Origin of the sequence: Chryseobacterium shigense (assembly GCF_900156575.1) — a bacterium.
Lineage (GTDB): Bacteria > Bacteroidota > Bacteroidia > Flavobacteriales > Weeksellaceae > Chryseobacterium > Chryseobacterium shigense.
In genome coordinates this window covers 760,322-781,696 of record NZ_FTNY01000001.1, presented here as the reverse complement: position 1 = coordinate 781,696, position 21,375 = coordinate 760,322, and the positions used below count along the sequence as shown (strand labels likewise).

Sequence of the window (21,375 nt, the reverse complement as noted above, 5' to 3'; positions counted from 1 at the left end):
AAAATTGTAGTAAAACTACGATTGACTGAAAATTCTGCCCCAAGTAGCTTTAGATTAATGATTTAAAAATAAACCGATATTAAATTGAATTAAAGCTCTGGATGAGCTGCTTTCTGATGCATTTTCATAGAAGATATTCACATTCGTGAACCCATAATTATTAAAAAAAGAAAGCCTTTCAGGGAAACTGAAAGGCTTTTTTAATCCGGAAAAATATATTATTTAAAAATTTGTTGATCATACAAAAGATTATCGTCTTCATCGAAGCTTATGATCAATACTTTAAATTGTTTTGCACTGTCATTATTGAAAAATTTAATTCTTGGGGGAACGTAGTCGCTGTCAAATAAATTTGGATTCCAGTAAAGGGTTTCCCGGGTATCATTGTCGACTTTCTTGGCAGGATCATCGTTATCCAGCATTTCAATAGGGAATTCCGAAGGATGATCATATCCTTTGATCACAGATGAGTTGTTCTTCTGTGTTTCTTTTTCATTGTTTTTAGATTTCATATTCCCTCTCATCGTGTAAATGGCTACCGCATCACCTACTAATCCTGCTCCTTTAAGAATTTTAACCATAGCAATATTGCTTACAGGGAGATTGGCTATCATTGAAGCATCAGTAGGCATTTCATCCAGATACATCTTCGCTTGCTGGCCACGGATGTAAGGGACGTTGACACCTGAATTATTTCTATGAAATGTTAAGCCGGCAGCTCTTCCCTGTAGCCAGTCCAATATATTGCTTGAGCCGGCAACATGCTGGTCTTCATTCACGAAATCAAATATAGTAGAATTCATAGAATTAAACATTCCGGTAGACAGTTGCTTGTCCAGCTCTTCTTTTGGATCTTGTTTTTTTCCTACCAGTTTTACTTCTTCAATCTGAACATCAGTATTCTCTGTTTTTTTAGTGTTTCTCTGAGTATTGATAGCTCTGGAAACGGCTTTGGAAATGGTTTTATTTTCACCGGATTTTACCAAGGTATATTTTGTGCCCGGAAAATTACCTTTGAATGATGTGGGGGTCACCAATGGTTCTATGGTAACAAATAAGTTATCGGTACCTGATTCTTTATTAACAAATAATGAAACGTCCAGGGGTTCATCATAGTTAAGATTATTTAAATAAGCATATCCGTTTTGATCCGTTGTAAATTGATTAATAACAGGCTCATCCTTGCCTAGTTTCAACATTAAATTTACATTAGTATTGATTAGTAGGGAGCCGTTTTGAATAGGCTTTACCTTGTAAGAAAGAAACTTTTGAGAATTGGTTTTAAGGCTTGGTACAGCTCCGCTAAGCACAGAATTCCAGTCAAATCTTTGCCACTTTTCAGAAATCAGGAGGGCGTCCAAAGCTTCAGTATTGGCATTTTTAGAAAAATACTGTGCCGGACTGTCTATTTTTGCTGTAAAATCTCCCGTTAACCAGAGTCCACTCAGAAGATTTTCTTCTTCCGGCTTCTGGGTTCCATCATCCTCACTTACTAAAACGGTGTAGTTTTTAAAATAAGATTCCGGGGAAAGATCAATGCTGTTGAAAGCTCTTGGGGTTTGTTTGATGTTCTGGGCTATAATCTCTGCTTTTTCAATTTTTAGTTGGTCTGGTTTTATAAAGCAAAGCCTTTGGGCAACACAATGGTCCTGCTCATCAAAAATGGCCAATTGCAAAATACAGTTTGCTCCATTGCTGATTTTTGTAGGAATAAGACTTGAAGCTTCATTCGTGACGTTTTTAATATTGGCTTTGTAGGCAAGATGATTGCTGATGGTTCCTACAATTTTATAGTTTTGAAGCTGTTGTTTTAAATTAACTCCTTTCAAAGTATATTTAATTCCTTCTTTAGAGCTGTAAACTTCTAAACTGAGACCGCTGTCTGCCACTTGCGGCAAATCTATTGTTTGACTTTTCCCTGCATTATCCTGAACAATCACCTGGTATTTTTTACCTGTAGCAGGAGTAATTTTAAAAGAGGCAACATTTCTGTCAAAAGATTTAAATGTCGTGATAGGGACGTTGGGATTTTGGGCATCAATGACTTTTCCGGTCCAGTTTTCCGGCAGGGTAGCAGTGCCTGATAATCTTACGGCAAATTTTGTAGGCATCCCGTTAATGAAATTTCCGCCTTCCGGAAAGGCTTTGGCAGACCAGTCGGAACTTTTGGAAATCGCCAGTGATTCAGTGGACTGAGGATTGTACACCGGAATGGTTTTTACCATCTGAAAATCTTCGTTAAAATTCGTCATGTAAGGCGTATAAGCTCTTACAAAATAAACCTGTTCAGGAAGATCTTCTTTTAGCTGGAAATCTCCGCTGCCTTCACCATTGGTCAGAAGTATTGTTTTCCAGTCTATTAATTTTTTATCAGCATTGTACAGTTCCACAAATAGGGTAGTGGATAATGTAGAACGGTTGTATCCATCAAAAACAAAACTTTTAAACCAGATTTTGTCACCCGCTGCATATTGTGATTTATCGGTAAGCAGGTATACTTTTTCCTGATCGTAATTATTCTCAAGACTGGTAATTGCTTTTTCTAATTTAGTCTGTGCCAGTACCGGTTGTACCATTGAAATAAGCAATACAAAGAATATATTTTTCATAGAAATCTTAGCGCATTTTAATTCACTGCTAATGTAATCATTTAAAGGCTTTAAAAATGGATAATAACCTCCGTTATCTGTTTTTTTAGGTTTTTTCCTGACGTCTGCCGGGCTTACTATGCAATGGACTTATGTAAGGTATTTAGATCTCTCATTATTCAGCAGTGATTTTACTTTTCTGTTTATTGAAGTGTACTGTTCTTTTCTGTTTTTTCAATCACGTTTTACAAGATCTAATGGGAAAAAAATCTCCAAAGTCTGCTGACTCCGGAGATTTTATATGCTGTACAATACTGCAATTACTTTTTGGGTGCATCAAATATGGAATAATATAAGAAAACAGGGAATTTCTCAAACGTTTCTGTTTTACCAAGCGTATATTCATCAGGGCCGAATGCCTGGGAAAAATCAAGAATGGTGGAGGTTTTTGTAGGAGATACAGCGATCATTTTTATTAAGCTGGTCACTGCTGTTTCAGATTCGTAGGTGAATAAAAGGGTTTTACGATCTAAACTGTATATTTTATAATGATAGATTCGTGCTTTTAGCTTGGTATCTACGCCTGTACCATCCAGTTTGGCTTTATACATTAATTTTTTGGTACCGTCTTCCGTAATGTATACATCTGCATTTTTAGAGCTGGCATCATAGGTAAAGGTAACCCGATCGTTGGTTTTATAATAATAGCTTATGCCTTTCTCGCCTCCGGCCATGACCTGGACTTCAGCTTCTTTTGGCATTTCCATAGGCCCACGTTGTGACGGAGCCGCCGGTTTCTTTTTTTGTGCCGTTAGATTTATTGCCGAGAACAGGATGACAATAGCTGCCAACACTAATTTTAAGTTTTTCATGGTTTTTTTTGCAATGTTAAAGAAAATTATGATTGAAAAAAAATTGCATGAATTTTTTTATGGGATTGTGCTGGATATTACACCAGTGCGACAGAGTTTGTAGAGTATGCAATAAAAATTTCTGTATGATCTTGTGAATTAGAGGAATTCTAGTTTAATCAGTGAGTTTTTTAAGATGTTGTTTTTGCTAAGCCTACTTTACTTAAAATTGAATTTTAAGATTGTGACGTTACAGGTTGTTAGTACCTTAAATTTATCATTTCAGTTCCGAAATCCAAATTCGGAACTGAAATGATAGAATTAAATAGCATTTACTTTTTCCAGTAAATCCTCTATAGAGCTCCATTCAGTGCAATTTATTGGTGTTTCAGATTCAAAATCGATTAAAGCTTTTAGTAAAGTTTCTATGATATGAAATAGTTCTGGATTTTCCTCTATTTTTTTTAGTGCATTATATGGTTTTTCCTCTTCAGCAACAGTTCCGAAGTATGCTTGTTCAAAGTTGGGAAGTGAAGCTAATAATCTTGTGGAGGTGCTTGCTGGTTTTGAATTTATAGCATGTAGAATATTTGGGTTATTTCCCCATGCTGGATTTGCCATATCTTTACCTTTTTTAGTTGTAATTCTTGGTTTATCGCAGTCATGCAAAACAGAATAATTAGATCCAAAATGATTCAATATTTTTATTAATGAGACAATTGTTGCCTTTCCTCTTGCTCTGATAATATTGATATTGTTATATAGATCAGGTTTTTGCTGTTTAATGTAGTTAAATGCAGTGTATTCAGTATCTCCTTCTACAACAATAACTTTACCACCAAAGAAAAATTCAGCAACATACGGATCACATAAATTTAATAGTTTCAGATTTCTTTTGTCATCATTATCTAAATCAACTTTATCAGGTCGGAAAACCGTTGTCCCCTTTATTTCTCCACTTTCAGTTTTTTCTACCTTAATTATTGTGGTGTTATCTTTAGAGAAATCTATGAAGATTGGAGAGTGTGTAGTGATCATTACCTGCCAGTTTCCTGTTTGTGGTAATTCATATAGTAAATTACATGCTTCTCTAATTGCATTAGGGTGTAAACATAGTTCTGGTTCATCTATTAATAATAGATGTGGTCTTGTAATAGCCCCTTCAGGTTTATTTTTATGATTATTTTCAGAAATAAATTTTATTGCAGTCCACAATAAAGTTCTTCTTGCACCACTTCCTTGTCTATCAATTGTGCTAAGATAGCCATCATTTGGTCCCATAAGAAGTTGGGCATCAGTTTTAAATAAATTTATTGCATTGTCTAAATTATCCTCAGCCTTTGCGTCAAAATCGATTTTGTAATTTGGAAAAACTTTGCTGATTAAGTTAGTTAATTCCAAATTTACTTCATCTATTTGATCTTTAGCTTCCTCCAAAATCCTTTTTTGTAAATCTTTTACTTGGTTCAATAATTTTTGATAATCATTTTCCTCTGTATTATCTTCATTATTACTTTTATAATTTTTAACTCTTTCGTTCAGTGCTTGCATAAGTAGTTTCTTAATTTCCTCTGCTTGCTTTTCAGGAGAGTCGAATGCATCTACTTTATGAGGCTCTGGCCTCCGGGAATTAGCGACATTTGGAGCTCCCCAAGGAACATTTTCACTCCATTCTTGAAGTTCTACGTCCCAACCTTGTCTAATTGGTTTACCTTCTTTTTCCCAAATAAATTTTTCTTTAACAATTGAATCCCCATTCTCAAGTCTTTCAATCCACTGGTCCCCTGGAGCATTATCATATACTATTGTATGAATTTCTATTTCTGGTAAGTGACCCAAATCGACCTTATTGTTTGGGAAATCTTCTATACTTAGATTAGCTTTTCCTGAACCTTGTGACATTGCTAATTCATACGCTTTTAAAATAGAGCTTTTTCCGACATTATTAGCTCCTACTAAAACTACAACTTCATCAAGATCAATTACCACAGGAGTTGTTCCTATGCATCGATAGTTTTTAATGATAAGTTTTGTTAGTTTAGGCTTTGGTACTGTGGGATCTTGAGAAACTAAGGATGCTTCAATCTCTGTTTTTTTAAGTTTTGCCATTTTAAGATTATTAATTATCGACCAAAGTATAAATAAGTTTAAAAAAGTAATTACGGATTTCCATAAGGTATTCTTTGAATTACATTTTCATAATAAAAAAGAGCCTTATTGTAAATGAGAACATGGATAAAGTATTTAAATCGACGGGACTATAGTAAAAGTTGTTTTAAGATATCTCTTAAATTAGACTTCGCATTTTCATAGAAAATTTAAAATAGAGATATTCTTCAAAGTCTCGAAAATTTGGTCATAAAAAATCCCAACTCTCGTCAGGATTTATTAATTATAGTGGTTATGATATTTATATTCCAACCATTTTGAAGAAATTGGCAAGAGTGATATTCTTACCATGACAAATTCGCATGATGGTAAGAAGAGCGATTTGATAGTTTTCATCATCTTTTATTCTTCGAACTGTCTTTTCATCGATATTATGATCTAGTGCAAATTTGCTGTTATTATTCAGAGGAATAACCCATTCATCCCTTATAAATTCAACAATTTTTCGATTTGCTTCTATCATAGGAACAAATAAATTACATATTCTTAAAAATATCTCGGACTGAAATCCGAATATTAAAATATTTTTAATATAGTTAACGAATAGAAAATTCATTAACGCAAAGATTTACTGTAATTTTGCATAGAGCAGGAGGCAAAGAAGTAATCAATCTTTGATTGATTCGATGAAGGGAGCGCTTTATCAGTCTGCTTCATCAGCGGAGAATCCGCCGCCTTTGCTTTCCTGACAATCATTAGGATCTTATAAAAACCTTTGCGTCAAAAAAGCTCTGCTACCATCAGATATAGCTTATTTCATAATGAATACCTTGCGCCTCTGCGATTTTCCAACAAGACGATAATAAGCAAACGTTTACTAGAATAAAAATTGTATTAACGCAAAGGTCTACTATCATTATGCATAGAGTAGGAGGCAAAGAGGAAATAAATCAGGGATTTATTCGATGAAGCGCGCGTATTATGCATCCGCTTCATCAGCGGAGAATCCGCCACCTTTGCTTTCCTGACAATCATCAGGATCTTATAAAAACCTTTGCGTTAAAAAAGCGTAATATGATCTCTGACACTATCAAATATGGCTTATTTCATAATGAATACCTTGCTGAAAATCTTCGATTTTCTTGCGCCTTACCCTATCCGTAGAGCTTACAACCTTGCGCCTTTGCGATTTTCCAACAAGGAAATCTTCAAAACATCAGCTTATGTCATTCCGGCGAACGAGGAATCTTGCAGAAGACTAAAAATTCCGCATTGATATTCACCTCATTATTAAATTGATGAAATCTGATTTTGATAGATGAAAATTGATTAATATTGTTTAACCTATTCGGAATGCACATGGTGCGTTAAGATCTGAAATTTATCCCAAAACAATAGAAATGAAATCCATCATAATAGCTGTATGTATTACTTTTTTTTCAACAACATTAATTTTTTCCCAGACTTCTGAAAGAAAATTTATATCCGTTAACAATACGCAAATGGCCTATACAACTTTTGGACTTGCTGAAAGAAAAAGTAATGAGCCCGTTGTTGTTTTTGAAAGTGGTCTTGGTTCGGGAGGCGGAAGCTATGGAAGCTTGTTCCCTTTCGTTCAAAAAAGCTTTGCAGCGATAGTATATGACAGGAATGGAATTGGAGAATCGGAAATCGACACTTCGATAAAAACAGATGAACAGGTGATAAAAAGGCTTCACGATTTGCTGGGCGCTTTAAAAATAAGCCCGCCTTATCTGTTGGTAGGACACTCGATAGGCGGACCGTTTATCCGTTTGTATGCCTCAATGTATCCCAATGAAATTTGCGGCCTGTTTTTCATAGACCCTACAGATTTTATGTTGACAAAAGAAGAAGACAGCAAAGTAAAAATAAATACATCCAGCGCTACAGGGTATAGGGAATTGTTTGCCATAAACCTTAAAAACATTATTAAAGACACCTCAACATCCAAAGGTTTTCGAAATGAAGCACAAAGAGAACTGAATGAAAGCACACCGGACTTTTTTAAAAAATATCAATCCCTGCAACCTCTTAAAGACATTCCTGTAACCGTCATGATTTCATACAACAAGCATATTGAACATTATGAAACAGAAATGAACGAAAATCTGAAATTAGGGATTAACTTAGTCCCGTGGTGGAAGGAGCTGGACCAATTAAGGATCGACCATTATGCAGAGATGATAAAAAATAATGCTCATAGCCGGCTTATCCTCTTGCCACGTTACAGCCACGGAATACATCAGCAGGACCCCAAAATTGTAGCAGAAGCGTTAAGGAATACGTATGAAAACTGCCTGAATTCCTTAAAAAACAAATAGAAAAAACACCACCTGCAAAAGTTTGTAATCAGAAAAAGGGAATCACAATAAGTATTGATTCTATCTTTTTCTATGTACTGGCAGCATTACAGAAAAAAAATCCCAACTTTCGTCAGGATTTTATTCATTCTTTATTTTTTAGACCCGGGCTGTTATTAAAATCGGTAGCCAATACTCACTCCAAATTTTGCAACCACTTCATGATCTGTTTGTTTTGCATTGAACAAAAGTCCTCCGTAGCCTGCGTTGGCTTCCACAACAAGACCTTTTTTCGTGATCAGCTTCCAGCCAAGACCCGCACCTAGTGCAACATCATAAACATCTTTATTTTCAGTAAATGTAAGGCGGTCTGCTGAGTATATTTTTTTTCCATCAATGGAAGTAAACGCTCCAAATCCTTCAACAAAAAAACCGGACGCGTATTTTTTTCCAAAATAGTATCTGTAGTACGGGGAGATATAGTAATTCATATCCTCATTTTTTTGGCCATGATACACAATAAATGCAGAGATCCCCACTGATGAATTTTTGTTGAGGTGCCGTTCATAACCTCCTTCCACAGCACCGAATAACGGCGAGATAAGATTCAGTTTAATTTCATTTTTTCTCTCAGATGGATCTTCATTGGTTTTGGTGTTTTGAGCATTAACAGAATAAAAAGCAAACAAAATCATTGCCAGTAAAAAGTTCTTTTTCATAAAAAAAGTAATTTGAATTATTTAAGCGCAAAACTCAAATAATAAAAATTAGGATGGGTTCCAAAAGCTTAAAAATGGAGAAAATGGTACTTATTTGATGGTATTTTTATATTCATTGGGGGTCTGCCCGGTCACTTTTTTAAAGGCATTATAAAATGTGGTTTTTGAAGTAAACCCCGCTTCCAGTCCCATCGTAAGCAGATTATAGTTGTCGTATTCCGGATCGGCTATCATTTCCTTGACTGCTTCCACCCGGTATTGATTGATGTAATGCGCAAAGTTGTCCCCGGTGATCGTGTTAACAATTTGTGAAACATATCCTGCGCTTATGCCTAATTTTTCAGCTACTTTTTCTCTGTTTAATGTACTGTCGGTATAAATGTGCTCATCTTTGCAGAGAAGTTCCAGTTTTTGAAAATAAAGATTATCGGCCGTGATGGATTCCTTATATTCCTGTGGGGTACTGTTGTCCGCAGTTTGCAGATGAGGGTACGGAATAGCTGCATCATTATTGAGAAAATGATAGACAGCCTCTTTGTTTTTGGCAAGCTTGTATTTGTAAATGCCTATATAGGCGGTCCAGTGCATGATAAATGTTGCCGATAAAGCCACCCCACTCATGGTAGAGGAAATATCTATTCCAAAAAAGAAGCCGGTCATGTACGTAATTAGCCAGGTAGATAATAATAAATAGAGAGACGTTAATAAAGTTAGTATCCATTTTTTCTCTTGTGGGTCTTTTAAATGCCTTATCATAAAATAAGAATAAAAAGGTGGAAAAAGAATGATAATAAAGGCAAATAAAAGCTGAATCAGCTCAAGTATATTGATGATGAAATTGCCTGAATCTGTGATTTTATAAATTCCTAAAATATCATTAAGATGGTAGAGAATAACAAAGGTAGAGGAATAGACAAATGGAATGTAGTACAAATAACTTCTTTGCCTGTTCCTTACGGCATCATCAATCCGGTTTATTATAAAAAGGAAGATGAAGACGGGCAGTAAAAATATCCACTCAATAGAGTCCAGAAAACGCAGCAAAGGATAGGATGTAAATGCACCTTCAAGTTCAAAAACATAATTCAGTAAAACCATGGAAAGTGCAAACAGTAAGTACGCTAAATACTTATTTGATTTACTGTTGAACAGGGAAGATTTTAAAATAACTACGCCTAAGACCATTCCCTGAAAAATAGCAATATTTAAAAGTGTTGTATAGATCAATTGTATAAAAGTGGTTATAAGGATTTATGGTGGCTAAATGTACCTCTTTCATAAGGATTGATAAAAAGAATTAACTTTTTTAAGAGTTAGGAAATCTGCTCCGTTGAAATGATTGATGAATTGGGGTGAAAAATAAATGTAAAAAACAGATTTGGCGAATTAAAAAACGGCGCTATCGGGCTGTTTGTGAAATTATTAGGTTTAATGGGCCTTGATATCATCAAACAACTGGTTAACGACTTTTTCTAGAATTTCTCCTGTTTCATTAAAGCTGGTATTTGTTAATATGGAGATTCCTATATTTTGTTTAGGATAAATCACAAACCAATTCTGCATTCCGTAGATCCCTCCGTGATGTCTATAGATTAATTGATTCTCATTTTCTATGATATACCAATGATAGCCTTCCCAAAAATCAGAACCTTCTTTGTATAATTTTTGATGAGATTCTTTGACAACAGGATTTGATAGGTCAAGCTGCAGCTTCATATACTTCACCAGATCCGTAGTGGTAGAGTGCAATCCTGAAATTCCACCCCATAATGTTCTGTTGAAGTTGGGCATTAACTCGTTTTTATCGTTATAGCCTTTGACCAGTCTTGTTCTGTCATTTTCATTGAGGGTAAACTTGGTTTGATTCATAGTATTGGGTTTCAACACAAATTCAATGACCAGTTCCTCAAACGATTTTTGATACACTTTTTCAAGGATGTAGGCGGTCAGCTCCGGAGCCGTGTTGGAATAGGAATACACTTCTCCGGGTTTCGTTTCAATGTTGATGAGTTTTAATCCTTCAAAAAAGGCTTTTTTATTTTCGCTTTTTATAGGGAAATTGGGAAACCCACTGGTATGGGTGATGAGGTGTTTTATTTTGATAGGTTCCCCTTTAAATGCTAAATTGGGATAAGGTTCGTCAAGATAGATGCTGATATCATCCTCTAAATGTATTTTTTGATCAAGCACAGCTTTGGCGGCTATATACCCCGTAAAGGTTTTAGTGACGGAAGCTAATTCATAAAGCGTAGAATCGTTGGGCTTGTTTCCTTTTCCAATCGTTAATTCTCCAAAATGTTTGATGGTGGATTGTCCATCTTTAACCACGGCAATGGAAACAGAATGAAATCTTTTGTCCTCTAATAACTGAAGCGCATTTTTTGTAATGGCATATTCAACATTTTGCTTTGGCTGAGCACTTTTACACCCAAGTAAGGCGAAAAATAAAATAAGGGTCACATATTTCATGGTCAGAATTTTAATTTGATATTCTGATGCAATTATGCTGTAGAGAATCCTGAAAAAAGTCCGTATAAAAAAGTCGGACTCATTTTTAATGAATACAATGAGTCCGATTATCTGCAATCCAAAGTCCGGGTATTTGCAATTAATTAATTATCAGCTGTTTCTGAATGCTGTTGGCGTTTGGTTGGTATATTTTTTAAATGAAGTATGAAAAGAAGATTTTGAATTGAAACCCACTTCATATAAAATTTCCAGCACCGTATATTCTTTTTTCGTGGGATCTTTCAGAAGGGTCATTGCTTTTTTTACGCGGTATTCATTTACAAAATCAAAAAAGTGCTGATCGAGGTGATGGTTAATTAATACAGACAACTCACGAACGGGAATATTCACCTGATCTGCCAGTTCCTGAATGGTTAATGAAGGTTCTAAAAAAGGTTCTTTTTCAACCATGAAATTTTTAAGCTGTTCGATCTGAAAGCTTTTGGTTTCATCGGTTCTATTTTCAATGTTCTGGATTTCAGCAAAATCTTTTGCCGGTTGTAGGGTAGAATCAATTCTGCGAAAAAGCTCAGGATAATTTAATGCCTTTAAGATAAACCAACAGGCAGCCAGTAAAAACACCGTTCCCGCCACAATATTCAACCAGATAAACAGATCTCTGTGCTGGGTGTACCTTACGATGTTTTTAAAAATAATACATACATGGATGACTAAGAAAATCACGGTAAGCTGAGAAAGCCATTTGTATAGCAAAGTGTTAGGATTGGTATAATTTTCAAGATAAATCTCCCTGTATTTTTTAAGGACAAGAAATACGCCAACGATATAAAAGAAAAACTGCAGTTCCCCAATGAGTTGATAAACCAACATTTCAGGGGAGTTCCACATCGTAGTAAAGAACTGTTCTTTAGCAGCACCTTCCGCCAGATAAAGTCTTGGAACTAAAATTAAGTTGACCACAATAAAAGGAATAAGATGCAGTAAATGCTTTCTTTTTATGGTGAAATCAGAATAACAGACGGCATTCACGTACAGATAGAAAAGAGGCATGACCAATAAGTAAGCAGATATTTTGAAAGCCTTCAGATTATAACTATCCACAAAAAGGTGCATAAAAAGCCCGCTGATATCAATGGCATTAATGATAAGGAACGCTGCAAATAATCTGTTTTCCAGTTTTCTTTCTGTTTTTACCGTTAATAAAAATACGGCAAGCAGCAGCGATACAAATACAGCCATCGCAGCAATAACTTCCAGAAAACTTAATTTGTCCATTAGTTTTTTTACAAAAATAGGATATAAGTGATAAAGAGAAATGATTGTCGGTGATCATTTTTTAAATATTGTGCGCTGGTGTGGAAATGCCTCCTGACTTTGAGCTGGTAGATAAGATTATTTTCTTTAGATTTGTTGCAAAGTCAAGAGACTTCGGAGAGCGAAGAGTACTGCAACTATTTATGGTGGACTTTGAATTTATAATACTTAATTTAGATACAGTATTACTGATAAATTATTTATATATTGATTCTATTTGTAAATCTTTATCCCATTTATTGCTTTTTATTAAATCTTCTAACATAATTTGATTCTCTATTTTCATCTGATGCCATTTTGAGTTCCATTGCTTCCATGCATACCAGGAATATCCTTTATATTTTACTTTACTACTATATTTAAATGAATATTTTACTAAATCACAAAATTGTAATTCAATTATAGAATCTTTAATTTCAATTGATGATGCTATTTCAATTAACCAATCCGCTAGGCATTCATATTGAGGAAAAGCATTATGTTCGTGAGTAAACTCCTTTTTTTTGTTTAAAATGTCAAGAAGTACATTTAGGAAATCTTTGTTATTTGTTTCAATTCCTAAACTTGAAGCTTGCATTAAAATTGTTGGTAAAGCAATTCTTAATTTTAAAAAGTCATCCACAAAATGACATTTACCATTAATAACATCTACTAAGTCGTTGGCAGAATCAATTAGCTCTTTTCCTTTATCATAAGCCTTGTTAATTTCATCAAAAAATTCATTGATTTGTTGTTCCTCAATTGTTTTTATACCATAAGTTAAATTATAAAATTTAGATATTATTTCCGGAATGCTTGATTTGTTTATATAATAAATATCAGATTTTCGGAATGATTGTTTTCTCGTATTTTTAACTTCATTAAGAATGGTATTAAGATTAAAATCACCTAATGAATAGCCGAGAATAGCTACTGTTGTTTCTTGTAATAAAGTATAAAATTTTCTAGAAAAATAATTGTTATTATTTTGAAAATTATAATAATCATTTAAAGTTAAAACAATACTTTCTGGTTTTAAAATTGATCCATGTATATGATAAATATTTTGACCAATATTGATTCTAGGCATTGTTGACCCCTCGATAATTACTCTGCTATTTTTTGAAATAATGTAATCAGAAAAAAGAGTATCATAATTTGTAGTAATAATATTTATATCAGGATACTGTTCAAAAAAATTTTGCACTAATAATAATTTATCAGGATTAATTGTAGATTCATTGACAGTTTCCTTAATGATTTCTGCTATTGCTTCCTTAATACTTTTTTTATTCTTCTTATATTCAATTTCAAGAATTTGAGCACAAATTGTTAATTCATAAATAGCTTCTTTTGCTTTTCCCGAACTATCAAAATTAAAAAGTTGATTAATTAAGATATCTTTTTTATCAATTCTCTTTGTGCATTCGACTAAAAGTTCTAACCAACTTGGAGCCTGTCCGTCAGTCATATATTTGCTAAATCCCGTGCCAACGAACAATGTTAATGTTTTTGTATAAAGTGAAGTTGATAATTCTAAATAATCGCTCATTTTTTTTATTAATTAATGATAGTGTCTGAATTTTTAAAAAATAAATCAAAATTAGTTAAATGAAGAAGATACATCTTCAGTGTTTTTACTGAATTTTATATATTATACAATTCGTAGTATAACCAAAATTTACAACTCTAGTTCATATTTGCATCTTGTCGTCTTTTTTTTACTTAAACCATCGCTCATAATAAATAATTTTGGTTAATAAAATCAAAGGTAGGTAGACTTTAAACCATCTCATTACTGGTTTCCATAAAAAAACAAAAATCTCTCGTAGCGCAAAGTCAGGAGACTTCGGGGGAGAATGGTTTTAGTTTATGATTTAAACTTAGAAATTAATTATAGCAAAGATGTTACCTACAGTAAATCCCAACTCTCGTCAGGATTTATCAATTATATTGTTTTCGTAATCTATATTCCAACCATATTAAAAAAGCTGGCAAGAGTTAAACTTCTAGCATGGCAAATTCGCATTATAGTAAGAAGAGAGATTTGATAGGTTTTATCATCTTTTATTCTTCGAACTGTCTTTTCATCTATATTATGATCTAGTGCAAATTTGCTGTTATTGTTCATAGGGATAATCCATTCATCCCTTATAAATTCAACAATTTTTCTATTTGCTTCTGTCATAGAAACAAATAAATTACATATTCTTATAAAAATCTCGGACTCAAATCCGAATGTTTACAATTTTTTATTACATTTATAAAAAAATACAAACAATGAAAAAGATAAAAACAGATTTTGCTCCCCGCTTTCGGGCAGGGAAGAAGTCCTCTGGGTTGCAGCTGATGGAAACTTTCTTTCACTTCAATGAGCTGGATGTTTCCAAAGAAATACTAAGCAAAATGATGAACTATGCGGTAAAGAGGAATAGTTGGATCAATGAAGATCCGGCGGTGATCTTCCAGTTTCATCAGTCGATAAGGTTGTTGATGCGGGCAGGCTATCTCATCACGCTGAAGGATAGGAAATGGACGGTCGATACTCAGCCGGAAAAGATTTCCCCGTGGGTTCTTGGTCTGCTTTCGGAGAAGGAATACCGGAATCCTGTGCTGGTTTTCAAAAAAGCATTCAGAGCATACACCCTCAAAGAATTTGATTATTTTATGTCCGGAATCGTCTATTTTTCAATGGGCGTCTATGAAAATTTACCGGAAAGGAATATCGTAATGCCCTACATCCATACGGTTAAAATGCTGGATGCCGCACACCTTATCCTTCAAAGAAGGAGAGAAAAGAAGATGGCTGACACCCATTCAGGATAATAAATTTGAGCATAATTTAGCTAATAAATCATTTCCTTTAAACCTGCTCCACACTCAGGAAATTTCTGAGACAGGGAAAGGGACTTTTAGGTTAGATTCCCTTTTTTGATAGATCTATTGATATTCAGATTAGTAATGCCGGCCAGACCCCAAACGAATATAAAATACCAGCAAATAAGTACCGATTTATGCACTTTTAAGCTTTTGAAACCTCTTCTCATTTGAATTATTTGAGTTTTGCATTGAAATAATTCAAATTATATTTTATGAAAAAGTTTTTATTACTAGCTGTTGTTATTTTGATCACCTCATGTTGCCATGACGATTCAAATGCATCACCTGATAGAAAAGCGCAGGTGCAGCAAAAACTCGATAAAGCTTTGTCCTACTTCCCAGGCTTAAGCCTCAGTGTAAAGACAGCTTCCGGGAATTATACTCTGGTGGCAGGAGACGCAGTCATTAAGGAAAAGCCGATGGCCGCTTCTGCACTTCACTATATGCAGAGTATTTCAAAAACCTTTACCGCAGTGGCTGTCCTGAAACTGAAAGAGGAGGGCAAAATTAATATCGATGCCAAAGTAAACACCTATCTTCCTGCTATTTGTAATCATCTGCCCAACGGGAATATCATTACGGTAAGGCAACTGCTTACGATGACGTCAGGTCTTCCTGATTATTTGGATAGCGATCAGTTTTTAAACGATGTTGTTGCAGGGCCACTGCCTATGACGAGCGAACAGGTATTGAGCTATGTATACAATCAGCCCGCAAAATTTGAACCCGGTACCTCATTTGGGTACTGCAATATAAATTATCACTTGCTGGCTCTAATAATTGATCATGTTACTCCAAACGGGCATCGACAGTATATTACAGACAGAATAATTAACGCCATTGGACTTTCTAACACTTATTATATAGCGGGTTCGGCAATTACTACGGCTCCTGAAGGAACGACAGCTAGTTATGTGCAAATAGACGGCACCTTTAACGATGTGAGCGAGTTGCAGCTGGGTACAGTACGTACCTTCATTGGCGATGACGGTATTGTGGCTTCCGTTCAGGATATCGCTGGATTTTACTACAAGTTGCTCCATGACAAAACGGTACTGTCACCCGCATTGCTGGAAGAAATGAAGGTGACGGTGAGTGATCAGGGGACTCCGATATATGGCTTAGGGCTATATTTTTATAAAACCAATGGCGGCCTGCAGGCCATCGGTCACCAGGGGAGTGGTATCGGAGCCGGGGCCAGTGCTTTTTATTTTCCTTCCAAAAATACCAGCGTCGTCCTGTGTACTAACGCGGGAACGCTTTTCGATGCATTAAAAGAGGAGCAGTTAAGGGCATTGTATGAAGAAATTGTAGGGATATTGCTTGAGTAAAAATGAATGTAAACCGTCGTATCTTGTTCCTTACGTACGAAGATATCAGCTAATGATGAGCCATCAGTGAGCGGTAATGGAAAGAGAAGTGAAGAAATTGCCACTGGTCTCTTCAACAATATCGATACTGTTAACAGCCTGTTGTGGAAAGTCTCCCGACTTTGAGTGAGTAAAAGAGCATTTCTTTTAAACTTGCTCAGATTAGGGAGACTTCGTAAATACATAAAAAAATACCCCTTTTTCAGGGGTATTATATTATTGCGCTTTTACCTGCTCTATCTTGATGAATATTTTAGAAAGGTTAGGTTGAGCGCTACCTGTAGTAGGGGCTCCTACCATAATGGTTGCAGTATAAGCCGTTTTTGAAGAAGGGTTACTGTCTATCCAGGTATATCTTCTGTGTTCAGGTCCACTGGATCCGTCTATAATCCCTATGTTTCCCCAGTAAGCAGATCCTACTGGCCCTGTAGTTTGAGGAACCCAAGAAGTTGATGAATCTGCCATACCGCCCCATACGCCTGAAGTAATATTGTTTGTGGTTACGGCTGAACCGATATAACCGCCATATTCGGTATTATAATTCCAATACAGATTAACGGTAGCACCTGTATTATTAAACAATTGTACATTAGGAACTGCAGCGGTTGTACCACTGGTGGTATCAAATATTACCCGGATCGAATATTTACCATCTGAAGTAGCAAGAGGTAAAGTATAAGCTTGTTTCCCGTTGGGATCGGTTGTTAGGGTAGGATATCCCATCACAGCGAGAGATGAAATGTCTGCACGGCTGCTATTTCCCACTGTAGCAGTACAGTTTTGTCCTGCTGTTAAGAAAGGAACGGCAGTGCTGGTGATAGGAAGCGTCATATCATTACCAGTAGTAGGAGTTCCACTCACTGAGAATACCAATTCACCATCACCAAACTCTAGAATTCCGGGTCTTAGCTGGAAGGTTAATCCGTTCACTGTAAAAGGAGTTCCTGAATTATACGAACCTCCGTTTCCCTGGCTATAGGTAACTCTCAGATTTCCGCTGTAAGGAGTACCGGCAGTATACGTAGAAGGATTTAAGTAAGCTGTAGTACATTGCAATGCAGAAATCGCAGGAGAGATGGCATTTATTGCTTGTGTAAGTCTTTGCCATACTGCTCCGTCAAAATAATAATAGCCCATAGCCGTAACATTAATACGTTGCCCTGCAGCATCTCCCCCGGTAACATCCGTAATATAAATTAATGCTCCTCTCTGATCGCTGCTATAGGTAGCCGTATTTGCTGTAAGTTCAGTTCTTGTAAGCCTCGGAGCCTGTAATCCGTATGTTTGGGTGTTATCCGTAATCACTCCTGAAGTATCTCTTTTAGCAGATACATCCATTGTGGTTTTTGGTAAAGTTGTATTGAAGCCTACTTGGGCAAATGAGAGTCCTGAAATAAGAATAGTACTGATTTGTGTAAATTTTGTTTTCATGTGAAGGTGTTGTTTTAGTTAAGTCAAATATAACTTTTTTTATGATAAAATAATTAAAATACATTTATGATTGACGAAAATTAATTAAATCGTAATGTTTTGTTTATTTTTAACACTTAACTACCCTTTAGAAAGTTTAAGGAAATACCGAACAATGAAGTTCATATAAGATGAAAATCTTTGATTTTCAAAAAACTTTAGTGTCCTTCTTACATACAAAGTATATGACTTAAAATAACTAAAGTGTCTAAAAATCTTTGGTGCCTTTTGTGGTTTAGTAAAAAGTTTAAACTTAACCACAAAAGTCAGAAAAGTTTTAGTTTTTAAACCCTTTAGTAACCTTTAGAAAGTTTAAGGAAATAATGCGCTATTAAGTTCACAAAAGATGAAAATCTTTGATTTTCAAAAAACTTTAGTGTCCTTCTTATACATAAAGTATATAACTTAAAATATCTTAAGTGTTTAAAAATCTTTTGTGTCTTTTGTGGTTTAGTAAAAAGTTTAAAGAAATACCGCACAATGAAGTTCACAAAAAATGAAAATCTTTAATTTTCAAAAAACTTTAGTGTCCTTCTTATACACAAAATCTATAACTTAAATAGCTTAAGTATCTAAAATCTTTTGTGCCTTTTGTGGTTTAATAAAAATTAAACAGTTTTTTTGTGAAATTCACAGTCCGAATCTTTTAAGTTTGAAAGAAAGATGATTTACTTATATTTGCCCTGCAAAGCAAATTCAAATGTTCAAAAAAGTAAGCACTGTCTTTATTCTTGGCTTTTATACGGTTTTTTGTTCGGCCCAGCAGGTTCGGCCTTCAAAATCATCTGAAATTTACCGCGAACTTAAAACTCTTAAACATATTCCTAAAGTTTTATACCTGGCCGCTCATCCTGATGATGAAAATACAGGATTGCTTTCCTGGTTAATCAACGATCAAAATGTAGAAACGGGCTATTTGTCTTTAACCAGAGGTGATGGTGGTCAGAATTTATTAGGCACAGAGCAGGGGGCTGCATTGGGTTTAATCAGAACGCATGAGCTTTTAGAGGCCAGAAAGTTAGACGGCGCCCAGCAGTTTTTTACCCGGGCGATTGATTTCGGGTTCTCTAAAAATACGACCGATACCTTTAAACAATGGGATGAAAATAGCATTATAGCGGATGTCGTTTGGGTCATCCGTACATTCCGTCCGGATGTGATCATTTGTCGTTTTCCTCCAACTGCTGCGGCAGGCCACGGACAACATGCGGCTTCGGCTGTGGTTGCAGAAAAAGCTTTTAAGCTGGCAGGCGAAAAATCGGCTTTCCCCAATCAACTAAAATATGTGAATGCATGGCAGCCGAAACGCGTATTGTGGAATACTTTCCGATTTGGTGGGGTCAATACGACTGCTGAAAATCAACTGAAAGTTACCGTTGGGCAATATGATGCACAATTGGGAATGGGGTATGGTGAATTGGCAGGATTAAGCAGAAGTTTACATAAAAGCCAGGGAGCAGGAACACAGTCTGTAGCCGGCATCAGAACTGAATATTTTGCTCACGTTACTGGCGAACCTGCAAAAGCAACACTTTTTGACGGAGTCGTTAAGACCTGGACTGAAAAGGGAAACACTGATATTGACCAATCATTAGATCAAATTATTTCAGCTTTTAATTTCAATGAGCCAGATCTCAGCTTACCTGCTTTGCTTGCCTTGCGAAAAAAAGTTATGGCGCTAAAAAAGGCAGACCTGAAAAAGGATAAACTTAAATCTCTTGACAACATCATTTTAAGCTGTGCAGGCTTTATGGGCGAGGTAGTGACCAATCAGGCTGAAGCGGTTGCAGGAGATCATTATAATTTCAGGTTAAATTTGATTTCAAGAGCTGCAAATCCTGTCGTTTTAGACAATGTAAAATGGTTAAGTCAATCAGAAAGCTTCAGTAGGAAACTATCAAAAGATTCTTTAATTACCATTCAGCATGACCTGCAGATTCCTGCAGATGCAGCCCTCACAGAACCTTACTGGCTGGCAAAATCTCCCACCAACGCAGCAACTTTCTCTGTCCCGAATGATACTTTAATCGGTTTGCCAGAGGCAGAGTCACCACTGAATGTTTTGCTGAGTTTAAGAATAGGTTCAGAAAATTTTCAGGTTAAACTTCCTTTATCTTTTAAGAAGTTAGACCCGGTGCGCGGTGATGTGGTCGAAGCCTTACGTATTGTTCCTGCATTGGAACTGAAATTTACACAACCCCTTTATTTAGTCAAAGAAAATGAAGATTTACATTTGAGTTTAAATGTTAAGGTTAATTCTAACAGACCGTACAATAACGGTCATCTCAATCTGACGTACAACGGAGAACGATTAGGTGGAACTAATATAAGTTCGCTTAATGGAAAAGAGACCACCATCGAGTATGTTATTCCAAAAACCAAGCTTGCCGCAATACATTCATCCCGCTTACCATTGGAAGCCAATTTTGTTGCAGATGGAGTCACTTACAATAAAAAACAAGTATTAATTCAGTATCCGCATTTACCTTCCTTACAATATTTTGCACCTGCCACGGTAACCGTAATGAAAGGCGATATTCAGGCGAAGGTTAAAAAAGTGGGGTACATAGAAGGAGCGGGCGATTTCATTCCTGAGTTCCTTCGCATTGCAGGGGTTCAGGTAGATGTTTTGAAAGATGAAGATTTTTATGGCAAATTAGATGAATCTGGCGGAAACGGCAATCAAAACAAGCTATCACAATATGATGCGATCGTATTGGGTGTGCGTGCCAATAATACAGAGAAAAAATTAGGTCGCTGGATGCCTTTTTTATGGTCTTATGTAAAAGCCGGAGGTAATCTGGTGATGCAGTATAACACCAACCAGGATACAACCGTAGACCAATTGGGGATGTACAATTTCAGTATTACCAATAAGCGGGTTACCGAAGAAAATGCTGCGGTTACGTTTTTAAATCCCAATCATAAATTACTGAACTTTCCAAACAAAATTACGGCGGATGATTTTAAAGGCTGGGTACAGGAACGGGGTGCCTATTTCCCAGCTCAATGGGATGCTGCGTATGAACCGCTTTTTGAAATGCACGACACAGAGGAAGAACCACTTCAGGGATCAACTTTATATGCAAAATACGGGAAGGGTAATTTTATCTACACACCGTTGGCCTTTTTCAGACAGTTGCCTGCGGGAAATGTTGGCGCGGCACGTTTATTTTTTAACTTTTTATCCGCACAGAAAAACTAATGAACAATCAACTTAAAAATTGGAATACCTGGTACGTATTATTAGCAGCTGCATTAGTATTGCAGATCGTATTTTATTATTGGTTTACTAAATCCTGGGC

Annotated in this window: 16 protein-coding genes; 5 read left to right on the top strand and 11 right to left on the bottom strand. The window is 35.7% G+C overall.

Features of this window, described 5'->3' with window-relative positions; genetic code table 11:
* Nucleotides 1-218 precede the first annotated feature (218 nt).
* From BW964_RS03605 to BW964_RS03590, 4 genes are all read right to left on the bottom strand, one after another.
* A complete protein-coding gene (locus BW964_RS03605; protein ID WP_076504755.1) occupies nucleotides 219-2,609 on the bottom strand; it encodes a TonB-dependent receptor plug domain-containing protein in 2,391 nt (796 codons plus the stop codon).
* Between the two features lie 299 nt (nucleotides 2,610-2,908).
* Nucleotides 2,909-3,460: a hypothetical protein gene (locus tag BW964_RS03600; RefSeq protein ID WP_076504753.1), complete on the bottom strand. Its 552-nt coding sequence runs from the start codon at nucleotides 3,458-3,460 to the stop codon at nucleotides 2,909-2,911.
* Between the two features lie 300 nt (nucleotides 3,461-3,760).
* A complete protein-coding gene (locus tag BW964_RS03595; protein ID WP_076504752.1) occupies nucleotides 3,761-5,548 on the bottom strand; it encodes an ATP-dependent nuclease in 1,788 nt (595 codons plus the stop codon).
* Nucleotides 5,549-5,849: 301 nt separating this feature from the next.
* On the bottom strand, nucleotides 5,850-6,164 hold the full coding sequence (locus BW964_RS03590; protein WP_228432141.1) for a hypothetical protein: 315 nt from the start codon (nucleotides 6,162-6,164) through the stop codon (nucleotides 5,850-5,852).
* 480 nt (nucleotides 6,165-6,644) lie between these two features.
* Between BW964_RS03590 and BW964_RS22315 the strand changes: the two genes are divergently transcribed.
* Together BW964_RS22315 and BW964_RS03585 are read left to right on the top strand one after the other, a co-directional pair.
* The gene (locus tag BW964_RS22315; protein WP_123912017.1) at nucleotides 6,645-6,824 is read left to right on the top strand and encodes a hypothetical protein; all 180 of its coding nucleotides are present in this window, start codon (nucleotides 6,645-6,647) and stop codon (nucleotides 6,822-6,824) included.
* Between the two features lie 124 nt (nucleotides 6,825-6,948).
* Nucleotides 6,949-7,890: an alpha/beta fold hydrolase gene (locus tag BW964_RS03585; RefSeq protein WP_084175566.1), complete on the top strand. Its 942-nt coding sequence runs from the start codon at nucleotides 6,949-6,951 to the stop codon at nucleotides 7,888-7,890.
* A 155-nt stretch (nucleotides 7,891-8,045) separates the two neighbouring features.
* Here BW964_RS03585 and BW964_RS03580 read toward each other — a convergent pair whose 3' ends face one another.
* The 6 genes from BW964_RS03580 to BW964_RS03555 all read right to left on the bottom strand — a co-directional run bounded on the left by BW964_RS03580 (nucleotide 8,046) and on the right by BW964_RS03555 (nucleotide 14,538).
* Complete coding sequence (locus BW964_RS03580) at nucleotides 8,046-8,588, bottom strand: DUF3575 domain-containing protein (RefSeq protein ID WP_076504748.1); 543 nt, start codon at nucleotides 8,586-8,588, stop codon at nucleotides 8,046-8,048.
* A gap of 90 nt (nucleotides 8,589-8,678) precedes the next feature.
* Nucleotides 8,679-9,815: a helix-turn-helix domain-containing protein gene (locus BW964_RS03575; protein ID WP_076504746.1), complete on the bottom strand. Its 1,137-nt coding sequence runs from the start codon at nucleotides 9,813-9,815 to the stop codon at nucleotides 8,679-8,681.
* Nucleotides 9,816-10,016: 201 nt separating this feature from the next.
* The gene (locus tag BW964_RS03570; RefSeq protein ID WP_076504744.1) at nucleotides 10,017-11,057 is read right to left on the bottom strand and encodes a serine hydrolase domain-containing protein; all 1,041 of its coding nucleotides are present in this window, start codon (nucleotides 11,055-11,057) and stop codon (nucleotides 10,017-10,019) included.
* 150 nt (nucleotides 11,058-11,207) lie between these two features.
* Nucleotides 11,208-12,332 (bottom strand): helix-turn-helix domain-containing protein, encoded by a 1,125-nt coding sequence (locus BW964_RS03565; protein ID WP_076504742.1) that lies wholly within the window; start codon nucleotides 12,330-12,332, stop codon nucleotides 11,208-11,210.
* A gap of 235 nt (nucleotides 12,333-12,567) precedes the next feature.
* Complete coding sequence (locus tag BW964_RS03560; protein ID WP_076504740.1) at nucleotides 12,568-13,902, bottom strand: SIR2 family protein; 1,335 nt, start codon at nucleotides 13,900-13,902, stop codon at nucleotides 12,568-12,570.
* Between the two features lie 414 nt (nucleotides 13,903-14,316).
* A complete protein-coding gene (locus tag BW964_RS03555; protein WP_076504738.1) occupies nucleotides 14,317-14,538 on the bottom strand; it encodes a hypothetical protein in 222 nt (73 codons plus the stop codon).
* A gap of 92 nt (nucleotides 14,539-14,630) precedes the next feature.
* Between BW964_RS03555 and BW964_RS03550 the strand changes: the two genes are divergently transcribed.
* A complete protein-coding gene (locus BW964_RS03550) occupies nucleotides 14,631-15,176 on the top strand; it encodes a hypothetical protein (protein WP_076504736.1) in 546 nt (181 codons plus the stop codon).
* A gap of 356 nt (nucleotides 15,177-15,532) precedes the next feature.
* Nucleotides 15,533-16,561: a serine hydrolase domain-containing protein gene (locus tag BW964_RS03545; RefSeq protein WP_165789212.1), complete on the top strand. Its 1,029-nt coding sequence runs from the start codon at nucleotides 15,533-15,535 to the stop codon at nucleotides 16,559-16,561.
* A gap of 255 nt (nucleotides 16,562-16,816) precedes the next feature.
* Here the strand turns inward: BW964_RS03545 and BW964_RS03540 are convergent, their stop codons facing one another.
* Entirely contained in the window at nucleotides 16,817-18,031 is a 1,215-nt protein-coding gene (locus tag BW964_RS03540; RefSeq protein WP_076504732.1) for a hypothetical protein, read from the bottom strand.
* 739 nt (nucleotides 18,032-18,770) lie between these two features.
* On the opposite strand from BW964_RS03540, the gene BW964_RS03535 reads away from it, so the two are divergent.
* On the top strand, nucleotides 18,771-21,275 hold the full coding sequence (locus tag BW964_RS03535; protein WP_076504730.1) for a PIG-L family deacetylase: 2,505 nt from the start codon (nucleotides 18,771-18,773) through the stop codon (nucleotides 21,273-21,275).
* The last annotated feature ends 100 nt before the right edge of the window (nucleotides 21,276-21,375 follow it).

Excerpts from the sequence above, each read along its gene's own strand:
- BW964_RS03555 (WP_076504738.1), bottom strand. The coding sequence starts at position 14,538 with ATGACAGAAGCAAATAGAAAAATTGTTGAATTTATAAGGGATGAATGG.
- BW964_RS03585 (WP_084175566.1), top strand. The coding sequence starts at position 6,949 with ATGAAATCCATCATAATAGCTGTATGTATTACTTTTTTTTCAACAACA.
- BW964_RS03580 (WP_076504748.1), bottom strand. The coding sequence starts at position 8,588 with ATGAAAAAGAACTTTTTACTGGCAATGATTTTGTTTGCTTTTTATTCT.
- BW964_RS22315 (WP_123912017.1), top strand. The coding sequence starts at position 6,645 with ATGGCTTATTTCATAATGAATACCTTGCTGAAAATCTTCGATTTTCTT.
- BW964_RS03560 (WP_076504740.1), bottom strand. The coding sequence starts at position 13,902 with ATGAGCGATTATTTAGAATTATCAACTTCACTTTATACAAAAACATTA.
- BW964_RS03540 (WP_076504732.1), bottom strand. The coding sequence starts at position 18,031 with ATGAAAACAAAATTTACACAAATCAGTACTATTCTTATTTCAGGACTC.
- BW964_RS03565 (WP_076504742.1), bottom strand. The coding sequence starts at position 12,332 with ATGGACAAATTAAGTTTTCTGGAAGTTATTGCTGCGATGGCTGTATTT.
- BW964_RS03570 (WP_076504744.1), bottom strand. The coding sequence starts at position 11,057 with ATGAAATATGTGACCCTTATTTTATTTTTCGCCTTACTTGGGTGTAAA.
- BW964_RS03590 (WP_228432141.1), bottom strand. The coding sequence starts at position 6,164 with ATGAATTTTCTATTCGTTAACTATATTAAAAATATTTTAATATTCGGA.
- BW964_RS03595 (WP_076504752.1), bottom strand. The coding sequence starts at position 5,548 with ATGGCAAAACTTAAAAAAACAGAGATTGAAGCATCCTTAGTTTCTCAA.
- BW964_RS03550 (WP_076504736.1), top strand. The coding sequence starts at position 14,631 with ATGAAAAAGATAAAAACAGATTTTGCTCCCCGCTTTCGGGCAGGGAAG.
- BW964_RS03600 (WP_076504753.1), bottom strand. The coding sequence starts at position 3,460 with ATGAAAAACTTAAAATTAGTGTTGGCAGCTATTGTCATCCTGTTCTCG.
- BW964_RS03605 (WP_076504755.1), bottom strand. The coding sequence starts at position 2,609 with ATGAAAAATATATTCTTTGTATTGCTTATTTCAATGGTACAACCGGTA.
- BW964_RS03535 (WP_076504730.1), top strand. The coding sequence starts at position 18,771 with ATGTTCAAAAAAGTAAGCACTGTCTTTATTCTTGGCTTTTATACGGTT.